This window comes from Williamsia phyllosphaerae, from assembly GCF_014635305.1.
Classification (GTDB): domain Bacteria; phylum Actinomycetota; class Actinomycetes; order Mycobacteriales; family Mycobacteriaceae; genus Williamsia_A; species Williamsia_A phyllosphaerae.
In genome coordinates, this window is sequence record NZ_BMCS01000002.1 from 317,322 (window position 1) to 339,041 (window position 21,720).

Genomic DNA, 21,720 nt, shown 5'->3' on the forward strand with positions numbered 1-21,720 from the left:
TCGGCACCGACGCGGAGAATATTCCCGATGCGGGATAAAACACCACCGTGCGGTGAACACTTGTCGCGCAGGTCAGACCCCATTACGGTCGTCACCGTGCTGCCGACATCGCTGAAGTTCCCGAACCCGGTCAACGAGTACGCCGCCCGGACCACCGCCGGACTCGTGGTGATCCTCGCGATCGTCACCATCGCGGTCGACCAGCCCGTCCTCTACGGGATCCTCGCCTTCGGCTTCCTGTTGCGTGTCATCTCCGGGCCGACGCTGTCGCCGTTCGGACAGCTGTCGGTGCGCGTCATCGTGCCGAGGCTCGGTCTCACCAAGATGGTGCCGGGGCCACCCAAGCGGTTCGCGCAGGCCATCGGCCTCACCATCACCGGGGTCGCATTCGTGCTCAGTCTGCTGGGCCACGGCCTGGCGGCGCAGATCGTCGCGGCACTGGTCGTGGTCGCCGCACTGTTGGAGTCGGTTCTGGGTATCTGCCTGGGCTGCATCGTCTTCGGCTTCCTGCAGCGTCGCGGAGTGATCCCGCAGAGCGTGTGCGAGGCCTGCAACAACATCTCGCTGCGCCAGCCGGCCTGACGTCAGGCCCGTCCCGGCCTCAGCTGATCGGCTCAGCTGATCGACAGTGCGATGCCGTCGAGGATGTCATGCTCGCTGACCACCAGTTCGGTGATGCCCGCCTCTGCCTCGAGCACGCTCGCGAGTTCCAGGGTCACCAGGGAACCGCCACCGATGACGTCGACGCGGCCGGGGTGCATCGGGCCCAGTGCCGCACGTTCGGCGCGGGTCATCGCGATCAGTCGTTCGCAGACCTCGCGTAGGCGTTCGAAGGACATCCGTGAGCGGTGGATCAGCTCGGGATCGTAGGTCGACAGATCCGCGGCCAACGCGGCCAGTGTGGTCATGGTGCCCGCGACACCGACCCACGTCGACGCCTGGGCGACCGGCACGGCGCCGAACGCGCGCGCCAGCTCGTCGCGGACAACTCCCCGAGCCGTGGTGATCTCGTCGGCGGTCGGCGGATCGGACGCCAGCACCCGTTCGGTCAGTCGGACGCACCCGATGTTCGCGGAGAACGCCGCGGTGACGTCGCCATCGCGGCCGAGGACGACCTCGGTGGACCCGCCACCGAGATCGGTGACCACGAACGGTCCGTCGGCCGTGTCGAACTCGCCGACGGCGCCGGCGAACGACAACCGCGCCTCCTCGTCACCGGTGATCACCTCGGCCACCGACCCCGCCACGATGGGGTCGAGCAGCTCGCGGGTCATGTCGAAGAACTCGCCCCGGTTGGATGCGTCGCGGGTCGCCGAGGTGGCGACCATCCGGACGGCGGTGACGTGGTGGTCGGCCATGATCGCCGCGTAGTCCGACAGTGCCGCTCGCGTTCTGGCCACGGCCGCGTCGGTGAACGACCCGGTGGCGTCGACCCCCTCGCCGAGTCGCACGACACGCATCTCGCGATGCAGGTCGACGAGTCCGTCGTCGCCACGCCGGGCGATGAGCAGCCGGATGGAGTTGGTTCCGCAGTCCACCGCGGCGACGACGCTCACGACTCGTCGCCCTCGGTCAGATCGGGGAAGTCCGACACCTGCGGCCAGTCCGCGGGCAGGGCCGTCCCCCGCAGCCGCGACTGCGCGGCCAGCGCGACCGCCTCGTCACCGAGCGGGTTGACCCCCACCCCCTTGGCCAGCGAGTGCGCCATCAACACGTGCAGGCATTTCACGCGATCGGGCATGCCGCCACCGGTGAAATCTGTTCCGAGAGAATCGATCTCGTCGCGCTCGGCCAGGTAGGCCTCGTGGGCGCGACGGTAACGCTGCGCCAGGTCGGTGTCGGTGGTCAGGCGTCGGCTCATGGCCCGCATGACACCGGCCGATTCCAACCGACTTGCCTCGGCGGTCAGTCGCGGATCGGTGAGGTAGTACAGGGTCGGGAACGGGGTCCCGTCGGGCAGCCGGGGCGCGGTCATGACGACCGCGGGCACCCCGTCGGGGGTGCGGTAGCTGACGGCCAGCACCCCACGCGGCTCACGACCGAGCTGCTCGGCGACCGCGTCGAGATCGGCCTGCGACACAGAAGTCACCGGCGCGGGCTCACTTCTCCGCCGGCGTGGACACCGACTCCAGCAGCTGCGAGTACCAGGGGTCGCCCGCACGGCGCTCGGCGCGTTTCTGCTCGTCGCTCTTCTCCGGCGGCGTCGGGAACTGCATCACCAGCGCCTTGTCCCCCGGCATGACGAACTGCAGCCGATCACGAGCCAGTGCGGCGATGTTCGCCGGATCGCTCTGCTCGTCGACCTTGGCCTGGTAATCCGAGACCTCCTGCCGCAGCGAGGAGTTGGTGCTGCGCAGCTGATCGAACTCGGACCGCTGCGAGAAGTAGGTCCGCAGCGGGACCGCGAGCGTGAGCGCGACGACGCTGAGGACCAGCGCGAGGACAACCGCGCGCTTGGGGCTCAGTCCCCGCACCCGCCCCGTGGTCGCACCGCTCTCGACGACGCCGCCGTCGGCCGCGGCGTCCGGGCGTTCGGACGACATCCGCCCCTGCAGACCACCGTCGGCACGGCGGAGGTCGCGTCGTTGTTCGCGCCTGCCCTCGACACGGCGACCCGAGGTCGGACGCGCAGTCCTCCGCGTCCGACCGTCCGGCTTCTTCCGCTGTGCCATGGCAGTTCTCGATTCAGCTCTCGAACGAGAAGCGCGGGAACGCGAGATCGCCCGCATACCGCGCGGCGTCGCCGAGTCCCTCTTCGATACGGAGCAGCTGGTTGTACTTCGCGACGCGCTCGCTGCGTGCCGGCGCACCGGTCTTGATCTGACCGCAGCTGCAGGCCACGGCGAGATCGGCGATGGTGGTGTCCTCGGTCTCGCCGGACCGATGGCTCATCATCGTCTTGTAGCCGTTGTTGTGGGCCAGCGCGACGGCGTCGAGGGTCTCGGTCAGCGTGCCGATCTGGTTGACCTTCACCAGCAGCGCGTTGGCGGCACCCTTGTTGATGCCGTCCTCGAGGCGCTCGGGGTTGGTGACGAACAGATCGTCACCCACGAGCTGGACCTTGTCGCCGATCGACTCGGTCAGCGACACCCAGCCGTCCCAGTCGTTCTCGTCGAGCGGATCCTCGATGGACACCAGCGGGTAGGCGTCGACGAGTTCGGAGTAGAACGCCGACATCTCCTGCGCCGACTTCGTCTCACGCTCGAAGGCGTATCCGGTTCCCGCGGTGTAGAACTCGGTGGCCGCGACGTCGAGGGCCAGCGCGATGTCGCGGCCCGGGGTCAGTCCGGCCTTGGTGATGGCCTCGAGGATGAGGTCGAGCGCGGCCTTGGTGCCCGCGAGGTCGGGGGCGAAACCGCCCTCGTCGCCGAGACCGGTGGACAGGCCCTTGGCCTTGAGCACCGACTTCAGCGAGTGGTAGACCTCGGCGCCCCAGCGCAGGGCCTCCTTGAAGGTGGGGGCACCCACCGGCGCGATCATGAACTCCTGCACGTCGACGCCGCTGTCGGCGTGCGCGCCTCCGTTGATGATGTTCATCATCGGGACGGGCAGGATGTGGGCGTTCGGCCCACCGATGTAGCGGAAGAGCGGCAGACCGGCGGACTCGGCCGCACCCTTGGCCACGGCGAGCGAGACGCCGAGGAGCGAGTTCGCGCCGAGGCGGGACTTGTCGGCGGTGCCGTCGAGGTCGAGCAGGGCCTGATCGACCACGCGCTGGTCGTCGGCTTCGATGCCGATCACGGCCGGGGCGATCTCGCCGAGCACCGACTCCACGGCCTTGGTGACACCCTTGCCGCCGTAGCGGTCGCCACCGTCACGGAGCTCGACGGCCTCGTGCTCACCGGTCGATGCGCCGGACGGGACCGCCGCGCGGGTGAAGGTTCCGTCATCGAGGACGACCTCGACCTCGACGGTCGGATTTCCGCGGGAGTCGAGGATCTCTCGCGCTCCCACCTGTTCGATGATGGCCACAGTTGCCCCTTCGTTGTTTTCAAACGTTCTCGGTCTCGGCACCGGGTGAGGGCACCGACCACCGACCGAGTGACGACGTCGGATCAAAGACTAGTGCCAAACACCGCGCGGTCCGGCTCTGGCTCGCCGAGCATCACCGGACCGACCCCGCCCTAGAACGCGACGTTCACCGAGTAGGCGTTCGCGTGGTCGCGGACGTCGAGGACGTATTGCATCGAACGGTTGTAGACCATCACGGCCTTCTCCCACCCCTCGGGCGTCGTCAGATCCTTGCCCGAGACGCACAGATAGCGCGCGGCCGACAGCGCGGCGTCATCGATGTTGTCCGGGTCGGCGACACCGTCCCCGTTCGCGTCGACGCCGAAGCGCTTCCACGTCTCCGGGATGAACTGGAACGGCCCCATCGCACGGTCGAGCGTCGCGTCGCCGTCGAGCTGACCGTCGTCGGTGTCGGCGATCCTGGCGTTACCGCTGGTCCCGTCGAGGAGTACACCGCGGATGGGCGGGGCGACATCACCGTTGGCGGCGATGCGCGCGCCGCGATAGGTGCCGTGTTTGCTCTCCACACCGGCGATGCCCGCCAGCGTCGTCCAGGCGATACCGCACTCGGGTCGCTGCTGGCGCTGGATCTCGGCGGCGTTGCCGTAGGCCTCGAGCGAGATACGCGGGATGCCCGTCGATTCGGCCAGCGGCGTGGCCCAGGTGGCGAGCCGGTCGGCGGTGCGCCCGGGGGCGTTGATGTCGAGGAACGGGATCGGGGCGCCCGCCCCCGGCGGGAGGCCCTCGGGGATGTCCACCGAGTCGCGACCGGGGAGGTCGACGCACGACGCCAGGGTCACCGCGGCCACGCAGGCGATCGCCGCGGCGCCGAGTGCGCGCCGGGCCCTGGTCAACGGATTCACGCCGCGTCCTCGTCTCTCGGTAGATCGTGTGGTTTGTTCACAATGCCAACTGGTCGCGGTTGGTTATGGTTCCCACGCCGCATCGGGGTACTCTCCCCAAGTTAGGCTTACCGAACGATGCATAGGCTTGGCTCCCCTCGGATCGCCGCAGCCCTGCGCGCGGCCCGCTGATCCCCGAAGGACACACACGCGACATGATCGATGCCTCCAGCGCCGTCCTCGCCGCTGACTCGACCGGACCGTCGGTTCTGTCGCAGTTGTTCGGCAGCGGTCTGATCGGCGTCCGCGAGGGTCTCGAGACCGGCATCGTCGTGATGATCCTCGTCGCCTTCCTCGTGAAATCCGACCGCCGCGACTCGCTCAAGTGGGTCTGGACCGGCGTGGCGATCGCCGTCGTGATGGTCCTGGCGGTGTTCGCGGGCATCCACTACGGCACCTCGACGATCTCCGGCCTCGCCGCCGAGGCGGTGGCGGGTGTCGCCTCCCTGGTCGCGGTCGTCATCGTCACCTTCATGGTGCTGTGGATGCGCGGCGCCGCCGCGCACATCTCCGGCGACCTCAGAGCCGGCATGGGGCGAGCCCTGGAACTCGGGGCGCCCGCCGTTCTCGCGCTGTCGTTCCTCGCGGTCGGTCGTGAGGGTCTCGAGACCGCACTGCTGATGGTCGGCTACGCAGAGAACACCTCCGGCAGCAGTTGGCCGCTGGTGGGACTGCTGATCGGTGTGGTGATCGCGGTCGTGATCACGATCGGCCTCTACTTCGGCACCGTGCGCATCAACCTGCAGAAATTCTTCACCTATACCGGCGCGTTCCTCGTGGTGGTGGCCGCGGGCATCCTCGCCTACGGGATCCGCGCGATCCAGACGGTCGGCTGGCTGCCCGGACTGAACACCCGCGCCTTCGACTTCTCGTCGGTCTACGACCAGTCATCCTGGTACGGAACGCTTCTCGGGGGCATCTTCAACTTCCGTCCGGACCCGACGCTGCTCCAGGTCATCGGCTGGGTCATCTACCTGGCCATCGTCATGACCCTGTTCTTCCGCCCTCGACGTCCGCAGGACTCCAGCCCGAGTTCTGTCGAGACGTCGAAAGTCGAGACTCCGGCCGCATAGGCGCCGGCACTGAAAGGGAACCGGTGTGAAATCACGGGTCATCACCACCGCCGCCGCCTGCGCGGCGTTGTCTGCACCACTGCTGTTCGCCGCCTGCACCGACAAGGCGTCGTCGGACTCCGAGGGGACCATCGCGGTCACCTCGACCGACAACTCATGTGACCTCGCGACCTCGGAGGCACAGACGGGCAACATCGACTTCACGGTCAACAACAACGGCAACAAGGTCACCGAGTTCTACGTCTACGGCAACAACAACCGCGTGCTGGGCGAGGTCGAGAACATCGGACCCGGCCTCACCGGCAAGCTGACCGTCGAGATCGTCGACCCCGCCACCTACCAGGTCGCGTGCAAGCCGGGCATGGTCGGCGACGGCATCCGCAAGGACCTGACGGTCTCCGGTGAGAAGAAGGAGCGCTCGGAGGCACCCGCGAGCGTCACCACCGCCAAGCAGACCTATCTCAACTACGTCCGCGGGCAGCTCAACGGCCTGCAGGCGCAGACGAAGACGTTCACCGACGCCGTCATCGCGGGCGACCTCGACGCCGCCCGCGCCCAGTTCGGTCTGACACGCACGTTCTACGAGCGGATCGAGCCGGTCGCCGAGTCCTTCCCCGATCTCGACCCGGCGATCGACATGCGCTGGGACGACACCGCTGACGGCACCGAGCCGTTCACCGGTTTCCACCGCCTCGAGCGGTTCCTGTGGCCGCCGAAGCAGTCCGACGTGGGTGAGGCGGGCAGCGACGTCGCCGCCGCCGATCTCGCCAACGCCCAGAAGACCGACACCAAGCCCGAGATCGACAAGATCGCCGCGCAGCTGAACACCGACGTGGGCCGTCTGGTCACCGAGGTCGCCAAGCCGGACTTCACCTTCGAGACGCAGTCGTTCGTCAAGGGCCCCCAGGCCCTCGTCGACGAGATCGCGGCGACCAAGGTCGGCGGTGAGGAGGACCGCTACTCGCACACCGACCTGTTCGACTTCGCGGCCAACATCGACGGCTCGGAGACGCTGATCGCGGACCTGCAGCCGATCATCTCGGCGAAGAACCCACAGCTGATGGACAAGATCACCGCGCAGTTCCAGACCATCCGCAACGACATCAACTCGTTCCGATCGGGCGACGGATACGTCTCCTACGACACGGTGCCCGCCGAGAAGCGCAAGTCGCTCTCGGATCAGATCGACGCGCTCTCGCAGTCGCTGAGCCAGGTGCCGGGATTGGTTCTGCAGCAGTGACCGAACCCACCCCCGCTCCCGACGAACCGACGAACAAGCGGCGGTTCTCCCGTCGTGCGCTCTTCGGGGCGACGGGCGCGGGGGTGGTGGTCGCCGCCGCGGGTGGTGTCACCGCCGCGAAGCTCGCCGACGACGACTCGTCGTCTAGTTCGAACGTGGTGGCGTTCCGCGGAACCCGGCAGGCCGGCATCATCACCGAGGCCCAGGATCGTCTGCACTTCGCGTCGTTCGATGTCATCACCGACTCCCGTGACGACCTGATCGACATGCTGCAGCGGTGGACCGCCGCCGCCGAGCGGATGACCACCGGCGCCGAGACGGTCGACGGTGGCGCGGTGGACCACGGCGAGTACAACCCGCCCGCCGATACCGGCGAGGCGCTGGGGCTCGACGCGTCGTCACTCACCCTGACCATCGGGTTCGGGCCGGGCCTGTTCGGTCCGAGCGCGTCGGACCCGAACCGCCCCGACCGCTTCGGGATCGCGAACCGCAAACCCGCTGCGTTGAAGGACCTCCCGGCGTTCGCCAAGGACGCCATCGAGCCGTCGCGCAGCTACGGCGACATCTGTGTGCAGGCGTGCGCGAACGACCCGCAGGTCGCGGTTCACGCCATCCGCAACCTGGCCCGGATGGGTTTCGGCGTGGTCAGCGTGCGGTGGTCGCAGCTCGGGTTCGGTCGTACCTCGACCACCACGGTGAGCCAGCAGACACCGCGGAACATGTTCGGGTTCAAGGACGGGACGGCCAACATCCGCGCGGAGCAGACCGATGTGGTCAACCGCTGGGTCTGGGTCGATCCGGCCGACAACGCCGACCCGGCGCAGTGGATGACCGGCGGCAGCTACCTCGTCGCCCGCCGCATCCGTATGGACATCGAACCGTGGGATCGCGCGAACCTCAGCGAGCAGGAGGCGATCGTCGGCCGCACCAAGGGTGCCGGCGCTCCCCTGGGCATGACGCGCGAGGACGACACCCCGGACTTCGCGGTGGCGACCGCCGACGGCCCGATGATCGCCCGCGACGCGCACGTCCGACTCGCCCACCCGGACAACCTGAACGGGATCCAGATCCTGCGACGGGGCTACAACTTCACCGACGGGTCCGACGGGTTCGGACATCTCGACGCGGGCTTGTTCTTCATCGCCTACTGTCGCGATCCGGACAAGCAGTTCGTCCCGATGCAGAAACAGTTGGCCTCCAAGGACGCGATGATGGAGTACCTCACCCACAACGGCAGCGCGTTGTTCGCCTGCCCGCCCGGGCTCAAGGCCGGCGAGTGGTGGGGTCAGCACCTCTTCACCTGACGGGTCAGCAGTTCTTCCCGCTCAGCGGGACACCCTGCTGACCATCGCGTCTCGGTACGGTGGAGCTGTGGACATCGATCGCTGGCGGGGCCGCCTCCCGGTTCGCCGACCGTCCGACCGTGAGATCGTCGGCTGGACTGTTTCTGATCAGCCGGACGACGACACCGTCGACGCGGTGAACCCGGTCGGGCAGGTCGTGGCCGCGGGCATCGACATCGCCGACGCCTACGACGTGCTGCTCGAGCGCGGGCTCGCGTCGTTGACGGCGCCCTGCTGGGCGCGCGCCCCCATACCGATCACCCGCGACACCGACTTCACTCGCCCGCAGGATGATTGGCTGTGGCGGCGTATCGCGATGACCCAGCTCGACGACACCCAGGTGTGGGTGCGCGCGGCGTATCCGCACTACTTCGAACGGTTCACCGAGGTCCCGCTGCGGTTGCCCGCCGACGACATCCTGCTGTTCGATCCGCCGACCACCGACGAGTGATCAGTCCCTCGGGAAGTGATCGCGCCAGGCCTGCGTCGAGCGCGGCTCCCCCGTCGCACGCATGCCGGCCTCGGCGCGCCGGACCCGGACCATGAACTCGCCCAGACGATTACGTTGACGGTCCTCGACACTGATCTCGGCGTCGACGGACAGGTCGGCGGCCAGGTGGATGGTCAGCAGGGCCTCGGGGATGAGGTCACGCGGGAACGACGCGGCGTCGAGCCGCTCGATCACCTTCTGGGTCAGCGCGAGCGCCGGCTGCGACACCGCGACCCCGTCGAGCACCGACTCCCGTGCCTTCTCCGCGGCCTTGCTCTCCTCCCACTGCTTGAGCTGGGTCTCGAGATCCGTCTCCCCCGCCAGCACCCCGGCGGTACGCGAGGAGATCTTCGCGGTGAACGCCCGGGCGACGTCGTCGATGTCGAACGGCTGCTCGGGGTGATCGGCCGCGATGCGCGCGTGGAACAGCACCTGCAACAGGATGTCGGCGAGTTCCTCGATGAGATCGTCGCGGTCGCCGCCGGTGATCGCGTCGAGCAGCTCGTAGGTCTCCTCGAGCAGGTAGCGCCGCAGCGACTCGTGGGTCTGCGCGGCCTCCCACGGTCCGTCCCGTCGCAGCCGGTCCATCAGTGCCACCGCGTCGAGCAAAGCCTCACCCGGGCGCGGCGAGGTGCCGGTCACGGCGCCGGACGGTCGTCGACCGTCGGTCCGCGCATGTCGCGCGATCCTGGATCGGATCCGTTGATCACCAACAGGAGATCGGCCACCACCTGGATCAGGTCGACGTCGCGGACCCGGGTGCTGCCGACCCCCGCGGTACGCGGGATCGGCATCGTGAGCACCGACGTCGTCTCGCGGTAGTTCGAGCCGGGGAACAGTCGCCGCACCCGGATCTGCTGGCTGTCGAGGAGCGTGACCGGGGCGATCTTGAGTTGTGTTCCGGCCACACCGACCTCGGTGACCCCGAGCTCACGGGCCAACAGCCGCAGCTTGGCCACCGACACCAACCGCGACACCTCGGCGGGCAGCGGTCCGTATCGGTCGAGCAGTTCGTCGACGATGCCGTTGATGTCGCCGTCGTCGAGCGCGGCGGCCAGTTTGCGGTAGGCCTCGAGTCGCAGCCGGTCGGAATCGACGTAGTCGGCCGGGATGTGGGCGTCGACCGGGAGATCGATCCGGACCTCGCGGGTCTCCTCGGACACGATCGTCTTGCCGTCGGCGGCGGCACGGTAGGCCTCCACCGCCTCGCCGACCAGCCGCACGTAGAGGTCGAAACCCACGCCGGCGACGTGTCCGGACTGCTCGGCGCCCAACACATTTCCGGCGCCACGCAGTTCGAGGTCCTTCAGCGCGACGGCCATGCCCGCGCCGAGTTCGTTGTTCTGCGCGATCGTCGAGAGACGGTCGTAGGCGGTCTCGGTGAGCGGCTTCTCCGGGCTGTAGAGCAGGTAGGCGTACCCCCGCTCGCGGCTGCGGCCGACACGGCCACGCAGCTGGTGCAGCTGCGACAGACCCAGCGCCTCGGCCCGGTCGACGATCAGCGTGTTGGCGTTGGAGATGTCCAGACCGGTCTCGATGATGGTGGTGCAGACCAGCACGTCGAACTCCCGGTTCCAGAAACCGGCGACGGTCCGCTCGAGCTGGTCCTCGCCCATCTGCCCGTGTGCCACGACCACCCGCGCCTCGGGCACCATGTCCTGGATCTGCTTGGCGGCCTTGTCGATCGAGCTGACCCGGTTGTGCACGAAGAAGACCTGGCCGTCACGCAGGATCTCGCGGCGGATCGCCGCGGCGACCTGTTTCGACTGGTAGGCACCGACGTAGGTGAGGACCGGGTGACGCTCCTCGGGCGGGGTCAGGATGGTCGACATCTCCCGGATGCCCGCCATCGACATCTCCAGGGTGCGGGGGATCGGCGTCGCCGACATGGTCAGCACGTCGACGTGTGTGCGGAGCGACTTGATGTGTTCCTTGTGCTCCACACCGAAGCGCTGTTCCTCGTCGACCACGACGAGACCCAGGTCCTTCCAGCGCACCGCGGTCTGCAGCAGCCGGTGTGTGCCCACCACGATGTCGACCTCACCCTGCGCCATCTTGTCGATGATCTCGCGGGAGTCCTTGGCGTCGGTGAACCGCGACAGCCCGGCGATGGTCACCGGGAAACCGGACATCCGCTCGGTGAAGGTCTGCAGATGTTGTTGCGCGAGAATCGTCGTCGGTACCAGGACCGCGACCTGCTTGCCGTCCTGGACGGCCTTGAAGGCGGCGCGGACCGCGATCTCGGTCTTGCCGTATCCCACGTCGCCGACGATGACGCGGTCCATCGGCACCGCCTTCTCCATGTCTTCTTTCACCTCGGCGATGACCGTCATCTGGTCGACGGTCTCGGTGAATCCGAACGCGTCCTCCATCTCGGTCTGCCACGGGGTGTCGGGGGCGAAGGCGTGACCGGGCGCGGCGTGGCGGGCCGCGTACAGGGCCACCAGCTCACCGGCGATCTCGCGAACCGCCTTGCGCGCCTTGCGTTTGGTGTTCTGCCAGTCCGACCCGCCCAGCTTCGACAGCGACGGCGCCTCGCCACCGACGTAGCGCGACAGCTGATCCAACGAGTCCATCGGCACGAACAGGCGGTCACCGGGCTGTCCACGCTTGCCGGGGGCGTACTCGATCACCAGGTATTCGCGACGCGCACCGCCGATCGTGCGCTCGATCATCTCGACGAACTTGCCGATGCCGTGCTGGTCGTGGACCACGAGGTCACCGGCGGTCAGGGCCAGCGGATCCACCTGGTTGCGACGCTTGGCCGGCATCCGCTTGCCGTCACGGACGTTCGCCACCCGCGTACCGGTCAGGTCGGCCTCGGAGACGACGACCAGCCGCGCGTCGGGACACACCAGACCACGTCGCAGCGACCCGCAGATCACCGACACGATCCCCGCGGCCGGCGTCGAACCCGGCTCCACCATCTCCGCGGGCACCTCGGCCTCACCGAGACGCTCGAGGTACCGCTGCGCGGTTCCCTTGCCCTGCACCACGATGGCGGCACGTCCACCGGTCGTGACGTGGGCGCGCAGTGAGGCGAAGGTGGTCGCGACCTCGTCCTCGGAACCACGCGGCGCGGGCCCGGCGGTGAGGTCGAGCCGCACCGCGGTGTCATTGTCGAGGTCGGGCGCGGACTCCAACGGTGACATGGTCCACCAGGGGCGTCCCGCGGCCGTCGTCGTCTCCTGCACCTCGACGAGGGGTCGGTAGCTGCTGGCCTGCAGGTCCACCCCGCCCAGGGGCGCACCCGGCGCGGTGCCGTCGAGGGGCGCGTCCCCACCGACCGAGGCCGCCGTCCACGACGCCTCGAGGAACTCCGCACCGGTCTTCGCGAGATCGGCCGCGCGCGTGCGAACCTTCTCCGGGTCCAGGACCAGGACGTGCGTGCCCGCGGGCATGACCTCGGTCAGCAGTTGCATCTGCCCGGGCACCAGCACCGGGATGAGGGCCTCCATGCCCTCCACCGGGATGCCCTCGGAGAGCTTGGTCAGCATCTCGGTGAGCGACCGGTCGGACTCCGGTCCACTCGTGTCGATCAGGTCGTTCGCGCGAGCGCGCACCTCGTCGGTGAGGATCAGTTCGCGGCAGGGATGGATGTGGACCACGGACGCGTCGACCTCGGGCTGACTGCGTTGGTCGGCCACCGAGAACGCCCGCTGCTCGGTGATCTCGTCGCCCCAGAACTCCACGCGGACCGGATGATCCGCGGTGGTCGGGAACACGTCGAGGATGCCGCCACGGACCGCGAACTCGCCGCGCTTGCCCACCATGTCGACGCGGACGTAGGCGAGCTCGACCAATCGGGCCAGCAGGTGGTCGAAGTCGAACTCCGCGCCCTCGCGCAGGGAGATCGGTTCGGTGGACCCCAGCCCCGGAGCCATCGGCTGCACGAGTGAGCGGACCGTGGTGACCACGACCCGCAGCGGCGGGCCGTAGTCGGAGTCGGTGGGGTGTCCGAGGCGGTAGAGGACCTGGAGTCGGGAGCCGACCGTGTCGGCACTGGGCGAGAGTCGCTCGTGCGGCAGCGTCTCCCACGACGGGAACTGGGCGACGGCGTCGCCGATCATCTCGCGGAGTTCGGCGGTCAGGTCGTCGGCCTCGCGTCCGTTGGCCGACACCACGAGCAGCGGCGCATCGGTGGCCTGATCATCGGCCGATCCCGTGGCGGCGACGATGACGAACGGGCGCGCCGCGTCCGGGGCGGTGATGTCCAGCAGGTCCCGGCCGTGCAGTCGGCGGATCTGTTCGATCGCCGAGTCCGAAAAGGCGACCTCGGCGAGGCCGGCCAATCCGGGCACGGTTGTACCGGGACTCGTTACCGGGGGTGATGCCACACCTGTGACTCTATTCGGCGGGTCTTTCCCCGGACACCGTGCAGGGGTCATCATCGAGGCATGGATCACGCCGCCGAGACCGTCGCCGATGCCGGGACGCACACCGTCGATTCGCTCGCCGAGTTGCGAGCGATCGTCGGCCACCCGAACCAGCGGGTTGCCGACAAGGTCGCCGAGCGTCTGTCGGAGATGCACCGTGAGTGGATCGCGCACTGCCCGTTCGTCGTTCTGGCCACCACCGACGCGGTGGGCAACGTCGACGTCTCCCCCAAGGGTGACCCGCCCGGATTCGTCCACGTCCTCGACGACACCACCATCGCCATCCCCGAACGCCCGGGTAACAAACGCGTAGACGGGTACTCCAACATTCTGGACAACCCCCACGTCGGCGCCCTGTTCGTGGTGCCGGGCCGCGGCGACACCCTGCGGGTCAACGGGGTCGCGCGCATCGTGTCCGATGCGCCGTACTTCGACGACATGATCGTCGCCGGCAACCGACCGATCCTCGCGCTCGAGGTCAGCGTCCGCGAGACGTTCTTCCACTGCGCGAAGGCGTTCATGCGCTCGGCGCTGTGGAAGCCCGAGACGTGGGAGCCCGGCGCGCTGCCGTCGACGGCCCAGATCGCCCACGCGGTGATGCCCGGCCCCTCGCTCGAGGAGTACCAGGAGCATTACCGGGACGAGAACTACCGGGCCAAGCTGTACTGAGCGCAGGTCACCACCGGATGGTCTCGTATCGTGTGCGCCATGAGTTCGGACTGGACCGCGGCGCAGATGCCCCGCCTGGACGGCGTGCGGATCGTCGTCACCGGGGCCACGCGCGGACTCGGTGAGGCGACCGCCCGCGGCGCCGCCGACGCCGGCGCGACGGTGGTCGTCGCCGGCCGGGGTGCCGATGCGGCGGCGCGGGTCGCACGGTCCATCGGCCACGGCGCCACACCCGCCGTCCTCGACCTCACCGACCGCGACTCGATCCACGCGTTCGCCGAGTCGGTCGGCGACATCGACGTGCTCGTCCACAACGCCGGCGTGCTCCCGACGCGGCGGACCGTCACCGCCGACGGGCACGAGACCACGCTGGCGACCAACGTGCTGGGACCGTTCCTGCTCACCAACCTCCTCGCGCCGCGAATCCGGGATCGGATCGTCGCGGTCAACTCGACGGTCCATCACGCCGGTCGGATCGACCTCGACGATCTCGACTTCACCCGCCGTCGTTTCACCGGTGCCGCCGCCTACAGCGCGTCCAAACTCGCGCAGGCCCTGTGGATGTTGGCCCTGGACCGCCGACTGCGCGCGGCCCGATCCGATGTCTCCACCGCGCTGACCCATCCGGGGTGGGCAGCGACCGAGATCACCGCGCTGCCAGGGGTGCCCGCCCTCACACCGTTCATCAGGTGGCTGGGCAACACCGTCGCCAACTCGGTGACCGAAGGCGCGGCCTGCACCCTCTACGCCGCGACCATGCCCTTCCCGTCCGGGAGTTTCGTGGGCCCCGCCGGATTCGGCGGCCTGCGGGGCTCACCCACGCTCGTCGGGCGGTCGGCGACCGCATCGGACACCGCTCTCGCTCAACGCTTCTGGGACACCGCAGCCGAACTGACCGGATCGGAGCTGAACCTGTGACCGTGACCCTGCGGACCGCGACCACCGACGACTGCGCACAGATCGCCGAGATCTATGCGCATTACGTCGAGCACACGGTCATCACCTTCGATTACGAGGCCCCCTCCGCACAGGAGTGGGATTGCAAGCGCAGCAACATCATCGATCGCAGGCGCCCGTTCGTCGTCGCGGTCGAGGGCACTGTCGTCCTCGGCTTCGCCTACCTCGCGGAGTTCCGCACGAAACGGGCCTTCGACTGGACCACCGAGGACACCATCTACCTGCGGCCCGACGCCACCGGTCGCGGGCTGGGGTCGACACTGTTGCGCGCGCTGTTGACCGACCTCGATCCGACGTCGGTGCGACGTGTCGTCGCGGTGATCGCCGTCATCGAGTCAGACGCCTCGATCAAGCTGCACGAACGGGCCGGCTTCGTCGACGCGGGCACACTGCGTCGGGTCGGGTTCAAACACGACCGCTGGGTCGACTGCCTGTTCATGCAGTACGACGTGCCGCAGGCCTGAGCGCGCCGCAGTCACTCCCGGCCGCCGAGTTGCGGGTCGATCTCCAGGTTCGTCAGGCCGTTCCAGCACAGGTTCACCAGGTGCGCGGCCACGACCTCCTTCGACGGCTCGCGGACGTCGAGCCACCACTGCGCCGTCACCGACACCATCCCGACGAGGGCCTGGGCGTAGAGCGGGGCCAACGTCGGATCGAACCCCCGGCGGTCGAAGTCGCCGGCGAGGATGTGCTCGACCTGGCTGATCGCGTCGTTGAGCAGGCTGGAGTACTTCGCGTCGCCGGCCGGGCTGGTCGACCCGTGCACCAGGATCCGGAACCCGTCGGTGCGTTCCTCCATGTAGGTCAGCAGCGCGAGCGCCACCTGTTCGAGTCGGGACCGCGACCGGTTCTTCGTCAGCGATGACGTGATCATCTCCAGCAGCGTCTCCATCTCCCGATCGACGACCACCGCGAACAGGCCCTCTTTGCCCCCGAAGTGCTCGTAGACCACCGGTTTCGACACCGACGCACGCTGGGCGATCTCCTCGATCGACGTGCCCTCGAAACCACGTTCGGCGAACAGGCCGCGCGCCACCTCGATGAGCTGGAGCCGGCGCTGCGGACCGGTCATCCGGGTTCGTGGCGCGGCGCGGACCTCACGTTCGCCGTCGATCGGCCGTTCGACTGCCATCAGCTCACTCCGTCGTGTTGTCGCATCGATGTCGGGTCCGCAAATCCCCGTCTGATTCATCCCCGCCTGGAATATTTTCGCATCCACTGTGGTGGCGGGGGTGTGCGCACTAGGTTGTTCGACATGCTCGGTCTGCAGGAGATCTCCGACCGCATGGAGATACAACAGCTCATCACGGATTACTCGACCGCGGTGGACACACGGGACTTCGAGCGGCTGCTCGACATCTTCACCCCCGACGCGGTGATCGACTACTCGGCCGTCGGGGGCACCGTCGGGACGCCGTCGGAGGTCGTTCCGTGGCTGCGGGAGAACCTGGCGATCTTCTCGGACTACCTCCACCTCGTGGGCAACCACTCGATCGTCGTCGACGGGGACACCGCGGCCGCCACCAGCACCTGTGTCAACCCGATGGTGTTCGCCGACACCGCGCCACAGGCGATGATGATCGTCGGAGTCTGGTACCACGACACGTTCGTGCGGACCCACGACGTCTGGCGGATGAGCGGCCGGGTCGAGCAGAAATCGTTCATGCACTCGATGTGACGGGCCGCGCCGCGATCAGGCCCTGGGGAACGCCGACCGCAGCGAGTCGATGTGCGCGCGTGCCTCGTACAGCTCCAGACGCCGCGCCCGGGCCAGGACCATCAGACGTGCACCGTTCTTCGCACCGCGCATGCTCGCGGACTTCTCGAGTGCGGTGACCTGGAGTTCGAGTTGCGTCGCGACGAGCTCGAGCTGCTCGGTGAACATGCGCGCCTGCATGAGGTTCGGGTCGGAGACCGGATCTGTGACCACGTGAACAGGATACCGTTGCTCCGCCACCAGGACTCGAACCTGGAATACCTGAACCAAAATCAGGAGTGTTGCCGATTACACCATGGCGGAAAGTCGTCGCATCGACGTAGGCGATTGTGCCATGTGACTAGGGACGCTGGGCAATCCAGTCGATGATTTCGGCCAGCGGCATGGGTCGTGCGATGTGATAGCCCTGGGCCAGGTCGGCGTGCTTCTCGCCGGCGATCGCGAGCATCTCCTCGTCCTCGACCCCCTCGAGCACGACCTTGGCGTCGAGGGCATGCGCGAGCTGGACCGCGGCGTCGAGGATGTTGACCCCGCGCTGGTCCTCCTGCGCGCGCCGTAACAGCGATCGGTCGACCTTGATGATCCCGGGTTCGAGCCGGTCGAGGAGTTCGAGGTTGGAGTACCCGGTGCCGAAGTCGTCGATGCTGATGGTGGCGCCGAGTCGGCGGAGCAGTCCGAGGGTGTCCAGGGCACGGCTGTCCGGCCCCAGCAGCACCGACTCGGTGACCTCGGCAACGATCTTGCCGAGTCCGCCCGCGGGTTCCCACGCCAGCAACCAGTCGGTGATGTCGCGCTCGTCGAGCTCGGTGACCGAGAGGTTGACCGCCACCGACGGTTGGCGATCACCCAGCGCCGCGTGCATCGCGGTGATGTCGGCGTCGACCAACTGCAGGACGATGCGTCCCAGAGCGCGCATCTGGCCCGTCTCGGCCGCGTACTCGATGAAGTCCGCCGCGGACACGACCTCCCCGTCGCGACGCCATCGCACCAACGCCTCGACCATCACCGTCCGCCCGTCGACCAGGTCGACCACCGGTTGATAATGCATCTCGAAGTCGTTGCGGCTCAACGCTGCTCCAAGTCGTTGCCGCATGGCGGCCCGTTCGTCGGCGGCCGCGTTCATCTCCTGCGCGAAGTACGCGTGCCGGTCACGTCCACGGTCCTTGGCGACGTACATCGCGGTGTCGGCGTTGTGCAGCAACCCGTCGGCGGTCGCCGCGTCCTGGGGATGCACCGCGATGCCGACCGACGCCGAGACGTAGGCCAGGGAGTCCTGCAGCGGGATCGGCTCCCGGATGGCCGCGAGCACCCGCAACGCCAGCGAGTCCAGACCGTGCAGATCCTGGCTGCGGGTCACCAGCACCGCGAACTCATCGCCTCCCAGCCGCCCGACGATGTCGTGGCGCCGGGCCGCCTGATGCAACCGGGTGGCGATGGTGGCCAGCACGAGATCGCCTGCACGATGCCCGAATCGGTCGTTGACCTCCTTGAAGCCGTCCAGATCGATCCACAGCAGAGCGACGGAGGTGACCCCCGACGCCATCAGCTCCTCGGTCTTGGACCGCAGGTAGGCCCGCGTCAACAAACCGGTCTGCAGGTCGTACTGCTGCCGATTGGCCAGCTCGGTGGTGATCTCCCGCATCCGCGAGATGTCGCGGACCAGGGCGATCCTGCGGGGGGCGTCGGCGGAATCGTCGCCGGTGACGCTGACCGTCTGCACCTCGACGGTGACCGGTCGCGACACACCGTCGGCGGTGACGATGCGGCGCGGTACGTTCGTGTCCCGGTCATCGTGTTCCGCGTGACCGGCCGGATCGGGTTCGACGAGCACGGTCATCGGCGTGCCGATCAAAAACGACGACGTGTACCCGGTCAACGCGGAGATGCCCGCGTTGGCGGAGAGCACCCGATCGTCGGCGTCGAGAACCAGCACCCCGGTGTCCTCGGTGCGCAACACCGCGTCGAGAACCGCGGAGCGCCGATCGGCGAGCTCACGCAGGTCGCGCCGATCGGTGATGTCGAGCGAACTCCCGACCACGTGACCGGGTTCGGCTCCGTTGCCGGGCACGAACTGGGCCGACTCGGCGATCCACCGCACCGACCCGTCGGGACGGACGATCCGGTACTCGATCTGCCACCGTCGGTCGGCCGAGGCCATCGCGGTCTGCACCCGGTAACGGTCGTCGGGGTGGACGGCGGCCAACAGCAGATCCGGGTCCTCGAGCACCGCGGCGTGATCGAGCCCGTAGAGCTCCTCGACCCGCGACGTCGCCATCGTCAGCTCGCCCGTGAGCGTTCTCTGCCAGACGAACTCGCGGACCGACTCGGCGACCTGGTTGAGGTTCGCCAGTGCGGCCTCCCTCCCCCGGCGCTCGGCGGCGACGTCGCCCACGTCGGTGACCACGACGATCGCCCCGCGGACCTCGTCCTCGGCGTCCACGTAGGGCTGGGTCTGCACGAGCAGATCGCGATCGTCGCTGGTGAGCTCGCGCATGTTCACCGCGCGCGATCGGATGGTCGCCTCGAGATCGGCACGCAGGTCCGGTACGGGAATGGTGGTGGGGACGGCGGGCAGCGGGCGCCCGAGGTCCTCGTTGATCAACGAGAACAGCCGTACCGACAGCGGCGTGAAACGGGTGACGCGCATCTCCCGGTCCACGATCACCAGCCCGCTGGTGATCGACGACTGGATGTTCTGCAGATCGACGTTGACGCGGATCAGTTCGTTGCCACGCAATTGGAGTTCGGTGTTGAGAGTGGTGAGTTCCTCGTTGGTGGCCTCCAACTCCTCGTTCGACGCCTGGGCCTCCTCCGACGTCGCCTGCAACTCCTCCGACGACGCCTGGAGCTCCTCGTTGAGCGCTTGGAGCTCCTCGTTGGACGAACTGAGATCCTCGATCGTGGACTGGAGCGCGTCCTGGGTGGCGTGGAGTTCCTGACTCAGAACCGTGTCGTCGTCCACGGGCGGGTGGCGCGTCACCACCTCCACGTCGATGTCCGCCGACGACGCCTCGGGCAGCGGTCGGAAGGACAGGACCGAGCCACTTCCCTTGCCCCGCAACCGGGCGGCGGTGATCTCGACCCTCCCGGCCCCGGCCTCGGCTATCACCCGGGTCACCGATTCCGGTGTGCTGTGGCGCAACTGGCTGAGCATGGTTCGAACGGTGACCTGGTAACGGTCCCGGATCAGGTCGGCGACATGCCCGGTGTGCTGACCGATCGAGACCGCACACCACGGTGAGACGTCGCCGACCACCTCGATCACCGTGTCGCTGTCGTCGAGCACGAGAGACGGGGGCGCGACCGTGGCGAGCAGTCGTCGGAACAGGACGCTCGTCGGCTCCCGTCCGGGGGTCAGGGTCGGTGGCGGGTGCACGAACACCGGCGGGACGTAGCGCCCGCTGGGCAGGTGCTGGATCCGCGCGCTGTGTCCGCGCCGGTAGAGACGATGGGCGGGGTCGACCACGCTGAAAAGGTTGTCCACCCTGGGGATTCGCTCGGACAGGCCCAACACCAGCAGCCCGCCGGGTGCCAGGGCGAATTGACAAAGGTCGAGCACCCGCTCCTGCAGGTGGTTCTGGAAGTAGATCATCGTGTTGCGCAACGAGATCACCGAGATACGCGGGAACGGCGGGTCGTAGGCGACGTTGTGACGGGCGATCACCAGCGCCTCGCGCAGAGCGGGCGTGACCTCCCACTCGCCGTCGACTCGCTGCATCCATCGGGTACGGAGATGCTCGGGCACGGTGGACACCGCGGCGTCGGAGTAGCGTCCGCGACGCGCGATCGCCAGGGCCCGTTCATCGAGGTCGGTGGCGAACACCTTGATCCGCAGCGGGTGGTCGGTCGAGCGCGGGTGCACGGCCTCGGCGGCGAGCATCGCGATGGTGAAGGCCTCCTCACCGCTCGCGCAGCCCGGCACCCAGATGCGCAGGTCATCGCTGACGGCGAGATCGGCTGCCATCGCGCGCATCTGTTCGCCCACCGCCACCCACACGTCGGCGTCGCGGAAGAACGCGGTCACGCTGACGAGGACGTTGCGGCCCAGTGCGTTCGCCTCGATGGCGTCGACGGCGACGCGCTCGAGATACTCGTCCGTGGACAGGTTGATCAGGCGCTGGCGCCGCTCGATCTGTCGCAGCAGGGTGGATCGCTTGTACCCGGAGAAGTCGACCCCGGTGACATCGCGGAGGACGGCAATGACCTGCTCGAGCGTCGAATCATCAAGGGCCAGGGCGGACTTCGACGTGTCCGACGGCCGCGTCGAGGCCGAGTCCACGATCCGCGCCAGCGCGGCCAGGATCTCTCCGGGCGGCAGCACGAGGTCGGGTGTGCCCGTCGCGACCGCCGCGCCGGGCATCCCGGCGAACGTCGCAGTCGCCGGGTCCTGTGCCGCCACCACCCCGCCCGCACTGTGCACCGACTCGACCCCCGCCGCCCCGTCGTCACCCGTGCCGGAGAGAAGGATGGCGACCGAATCGACCCCGCAGCTCACCCCCACCGAGGTGAAGAGCCGGTCGATGCTCGGTTGCGGTCGGCCCAGGTCATCGGCTTCGGCGACGCGTAGGACGCCGGCGTCGACGAGAACGTCCACTCCCGGCGGGGTGACGTAGACGACGCCCGACGCCAGGGGCATTCCGTCCACAGCGGCGCTCACCTGCAGGGATGTGACGCGGGCGAGTAGTTCGGGAAGGACACTCGTGTCGGTGGGCGACAGGTGTTGGGCCACCACGAAGCACTCGTCGCGCCCGACGGATGCGGTGGCCAACAGCTGGGACAGTGCCTCGATACCGCCGGCCGAACTGCCGACCGCGATGACACGGAGACGCGCCGACCCCGAGTCGCGCGCAGACGTCATGGGCCACCTCTCCCCCGCAAACCCATGGCCTGGGTCGGAAGGAAGCCTAACTCCATCGGAGGAGATGCACGCGGCAATCGGGGC

Annotated in this window: 19 protein-coding genes and 1 tRNA gene; 9 read left to right on the forward strand and 11 right to left on the reverse strand. The window is 68.3% G+C overall.

All coding sequences use genetic code 11. The annotated features are described in order from the left end of the window. Positions 1-96 precede the first annotated feature (96 nt). Positions 97-582, forward strand: a complete 486-nt coding sequence (locus IEV93_RS15400; RefSeq protein WP_229705218.1) for a DUF4395 domain-containing protein — start codon at positions 97-99, stop codon at positions 580-582. 32 nt (positions 583-614) lie between these two features. Here the strand turns inward: IEV93_RS15400 and IEV93_RS15405 are convergent, their stop codons facing one another. The 5 genes from IEV93_RS15405 to IEV93_RS15425 form a co-directional block, all read right to left on the reverse strand. Beyond that, on the reverse strand, positions 615-1,556 hold the full coding sequence (locus IEV93_RS15405) for a Ppx/GppA phosphatase family protein (RefSeq protein ID WP_188490866.1): 942 nt from the start codon (positions 1,554-1,556) through the stop codon (positions 615-617). Then, on the reverse strand, positions 1,553-2,089 hold the full coding sequence (locus IEV93_RS15410; RefSeq protein ID WP_188490867.1) for a DUF501 domain-containing protein: 537 nt from the start codon (positions 2,087-2,089) through the stop codon (positions 1,553-1,555). Before IEV93_RS15410 ends, IEV93_RS15405 begins: the two co-directional genes overlap by 4 nt. A 10-nt stretch (positions 2,090-2,099) precedes the next feature. Continuing rightward, complete coding sequence (locus IEV93_RS15415; protein ID WP_229705219.1) at positions 2,100-2,672, reverse strand: septum formation initiator family protein; 573 nt, start codon at positions 2,670-2,672, stop codon at positions 2,100-2,102. A gap of 13 nt (positions 2,673-2,685) precedes the next feature. Next, positions 2,686-3,972, reverse strand: a complete 1,287-nt coding sequence (gene eno, locus IEV93_RS15420; RefSeq protein ID WP_188490868.1) for a phosphopyruvate hydratase — start codon at positions 3,970-3,972, stop codon at positions 2,686-2,688. A gap of 152 nt (positions 3,973-4,124) precedes the next feature. After that, positions 4,125-4,865, reverse strand: coding sequence for a lytic transglycosylase domain-containing protein (locus IEV93_RS15425; RefSeq protein WP_188491617.1), 741 nt, complete (start codon positions 4,863-4,865; stop codon positions 4,125-4,127). 203 nt (positions 4,866-5,068) lie between these two features. Between IEV93_RS15425 and efeU the strand changes: the two genes are divergently transcribed. The 4 genes from efeU to IEV93_RS15445 all read left to right on the forward strand — a co-directional run bounded on the left by efeU (position 5,069) and on the right by IEV93_RS15445 (position 9,020). Beyond that, positions 5,069-5,986, forward strand: coding sequence for an iron uptake transporter permease EfeU (gene efeU, locus IEV93_RS15430; RefSeq protein ID WP_188490869.1), 918 nt, complete (start codon positions 5,069-5,071; stop codon positions 5,984-5,986). A gap of 25 nt (positions 5,987-6,011) precedes the next feature. Next, the gene (efeO, locus tag IEV93_RS15435; RefSeq protein WP_188490870.1) at positions 6,012-7,226 is read left to right on the forward strand and encodes an iron uptake system protein EfeO; all 1,215 of its coding nucleotides are present in this window, start codon (positions 6,012-6,014) and stop codon (positions 7,224-7,226) included. Next, on the forward strand, positions 7,223-8,530 hold the full coding sequence (gene efeB / locus IEV93_RS15440) for an iron uptake transporter deferrochelatase/peroxidase subunit (protein WP_188490871.1): 1,308 nt from the start codon (positions 7,223-7,225) through the stop codon (positions 8,528-8,530). Before efeO ends, efeB begins: the two co-directional genes overlap by 4 nt. 67 nt (positions 8,531-8,597) lie before the next feature. After that, the gene (locus IEV93_RS15445) at positions 8,598-9,020 is read left to right on the forward strand and encodes a hypothetical protein (RefSeq protein WP_229705220.1); all 423 of its coding nucleotides are present in this window, start codon (positions 8,598-8,600) and stop codon (positions 9,018-9,020) included. On the opposite strand, the gene IEV93_RS15450 is transcribed toward IEV93_RS15445, so the two are convergent. Next, positions 9,021-9,701: a nucleoside triphosphate pyrophosphohydrolase gene (locus tag IEV93_RS15450; RefSeq protein ID WP_371873844.1), complete on the reverse strand. Its 681-nt coding sequence runs from the start codon at positions 9,699-9,701 to the stop codon at positions 9,021-9,023. It lies immediately after the preceding gene. Continuing rightward, the gene (mfd, locus tag IEV93_RS15455; protein WP_371873846.1) at positions 9,698-13,450 is read right to left on the reverse strand and encodes a transcription-repair coupling factor; all 3,753 of its coding nucleotides are present in this window, start codon (positions 13,448-13,450) and stop codon (positions 9,698-9,700) included. Before mfd ends, IEV93_RS15450 begins: the two co-directional genes overlap by 4 nt. Before the next feature lie 6 nt (positions 13,451-13,456). Between mfd and IEV93_RS15460 the strand changes: the two genes are divergently transcribed. Genes IEV93_RS15460 through IEV93_RS15470 form a run of 3 tightly spaced genes read left to right on the forward strand, consistent with a single transcriptional unit; the run spans position 13,457 to position 15,525 of the window. Further along, positions 13,457-14,104, forward strand: a complete 648-nt coding sequence (locus IEV93_RS15460; RefSeq protein WP_188490872.1) for a pyridoxamine 5'-phosphate oxidase family protein — start codon at positions 13,457-13,459, stop codon at positions 14,102-14,104. Between the two features lie 39 nt (positions 14,105-14,143). Beyond that, positions 14,144-15,022 (forward strand): SDR family NAD(P)-dependent oxidoreductase, encoded by an 879-nt coding sequence (locus tag IEV93_RS15465; protein ID WP_188490873.1) that lies wholly within the window; start codon positions 14,144-14,146, stop codon positions 15,020-15,022. Positions 15,023-15,024: 2 nt separating this feature from the next. Then, positions 15,025-15,525 carry a GNAT family N-acetyltransferase gene (locus IEV93_RS15470; RefSeq protein WP_229705222.1) on the forward strand — a complete coding sequence of 167 codons (501 nt, stop codon included), beginning with the start codon at positions 15,025-15,027 and terminating at the stop codon, positions 15,523-15,525. A gap of 11 nt (positions 15,526-15,536) precedes the next feature. Here IEV93_RS15470 and IEV93_RS15475 read toward each other — a convergent pair whose 3' ends face one another. After that, the gene (locus IEV93_RS15475) at positions 15,537-16,193 is read right to left on the reverse strand and encodes a TetR/AcrR family transcriptional regulator (protein WP_188490874.1); all 657 of its coding nucleotides are present in this window, start codon (positions 16,191-16,193) and stop codon (positions 15,537-15,539) included. A gap of 123 nt (positions 16,194-16,316) precedes the next feature. Here IEV93_RS15475 and IEV93_RS15480 point away from each other — a divergent pair, with 123 nt between their 5' ends. Beyond that, positions 16,317-16,739 (forward strand): nuclear transport factor 2 family protein, encoded by a 423-nt coding sequence (locus IEV93_RS15480; protein WP_188490875.1) that lies wholly within the window; start codon positions 16,317-16,319, stop codon positions 16,737-16,739. 15 nt (positions 16,740-16,754) lie between these two features. Here the strand turns inward: IEV93_RS15480 and IEV93_RS15485 are convergent, their stop codons facing one another. The 3 genes from IEV93_RS15485 to IEV93_RS15495 form a co-directional block, all read right to left on the reverse strand. Then, positions 16,755-16,991 carry a hypothetical protein gene (locus IEV93_RS15485; protein WP_188490876.1) on the reverse strand — a complete coding sequence of 79 codons (237 nt, stop codon included), beginning with the start codon at positions 16,989-16,991 and terminating at the stop codon, positions 16,755-16,757. An 18-nt stretch (positions 16,992-17,009) separates the two neighbouring features. Then, positions 17,010-17,081 (reverse strand) — tRNA-Gln (locus IEV93_RS15490). A gap of 37 nt (positions 17,082-17,118) precedes the next feature. Then, the gene (locus tag IEV93_RS15495; RefSeq protein WP_188490877.1) at positions 17,119-21,636 is read right to left on the reverse strand and encodes an EAL domain-containing protein; all 4,518 of its coding nucleotides are present in this window, start codon (positions 21,634-21,636) and stop codon (positions 17,119-17,121) included. Positions 21,637-21,720: the final 84 nt, after the last annotated feature.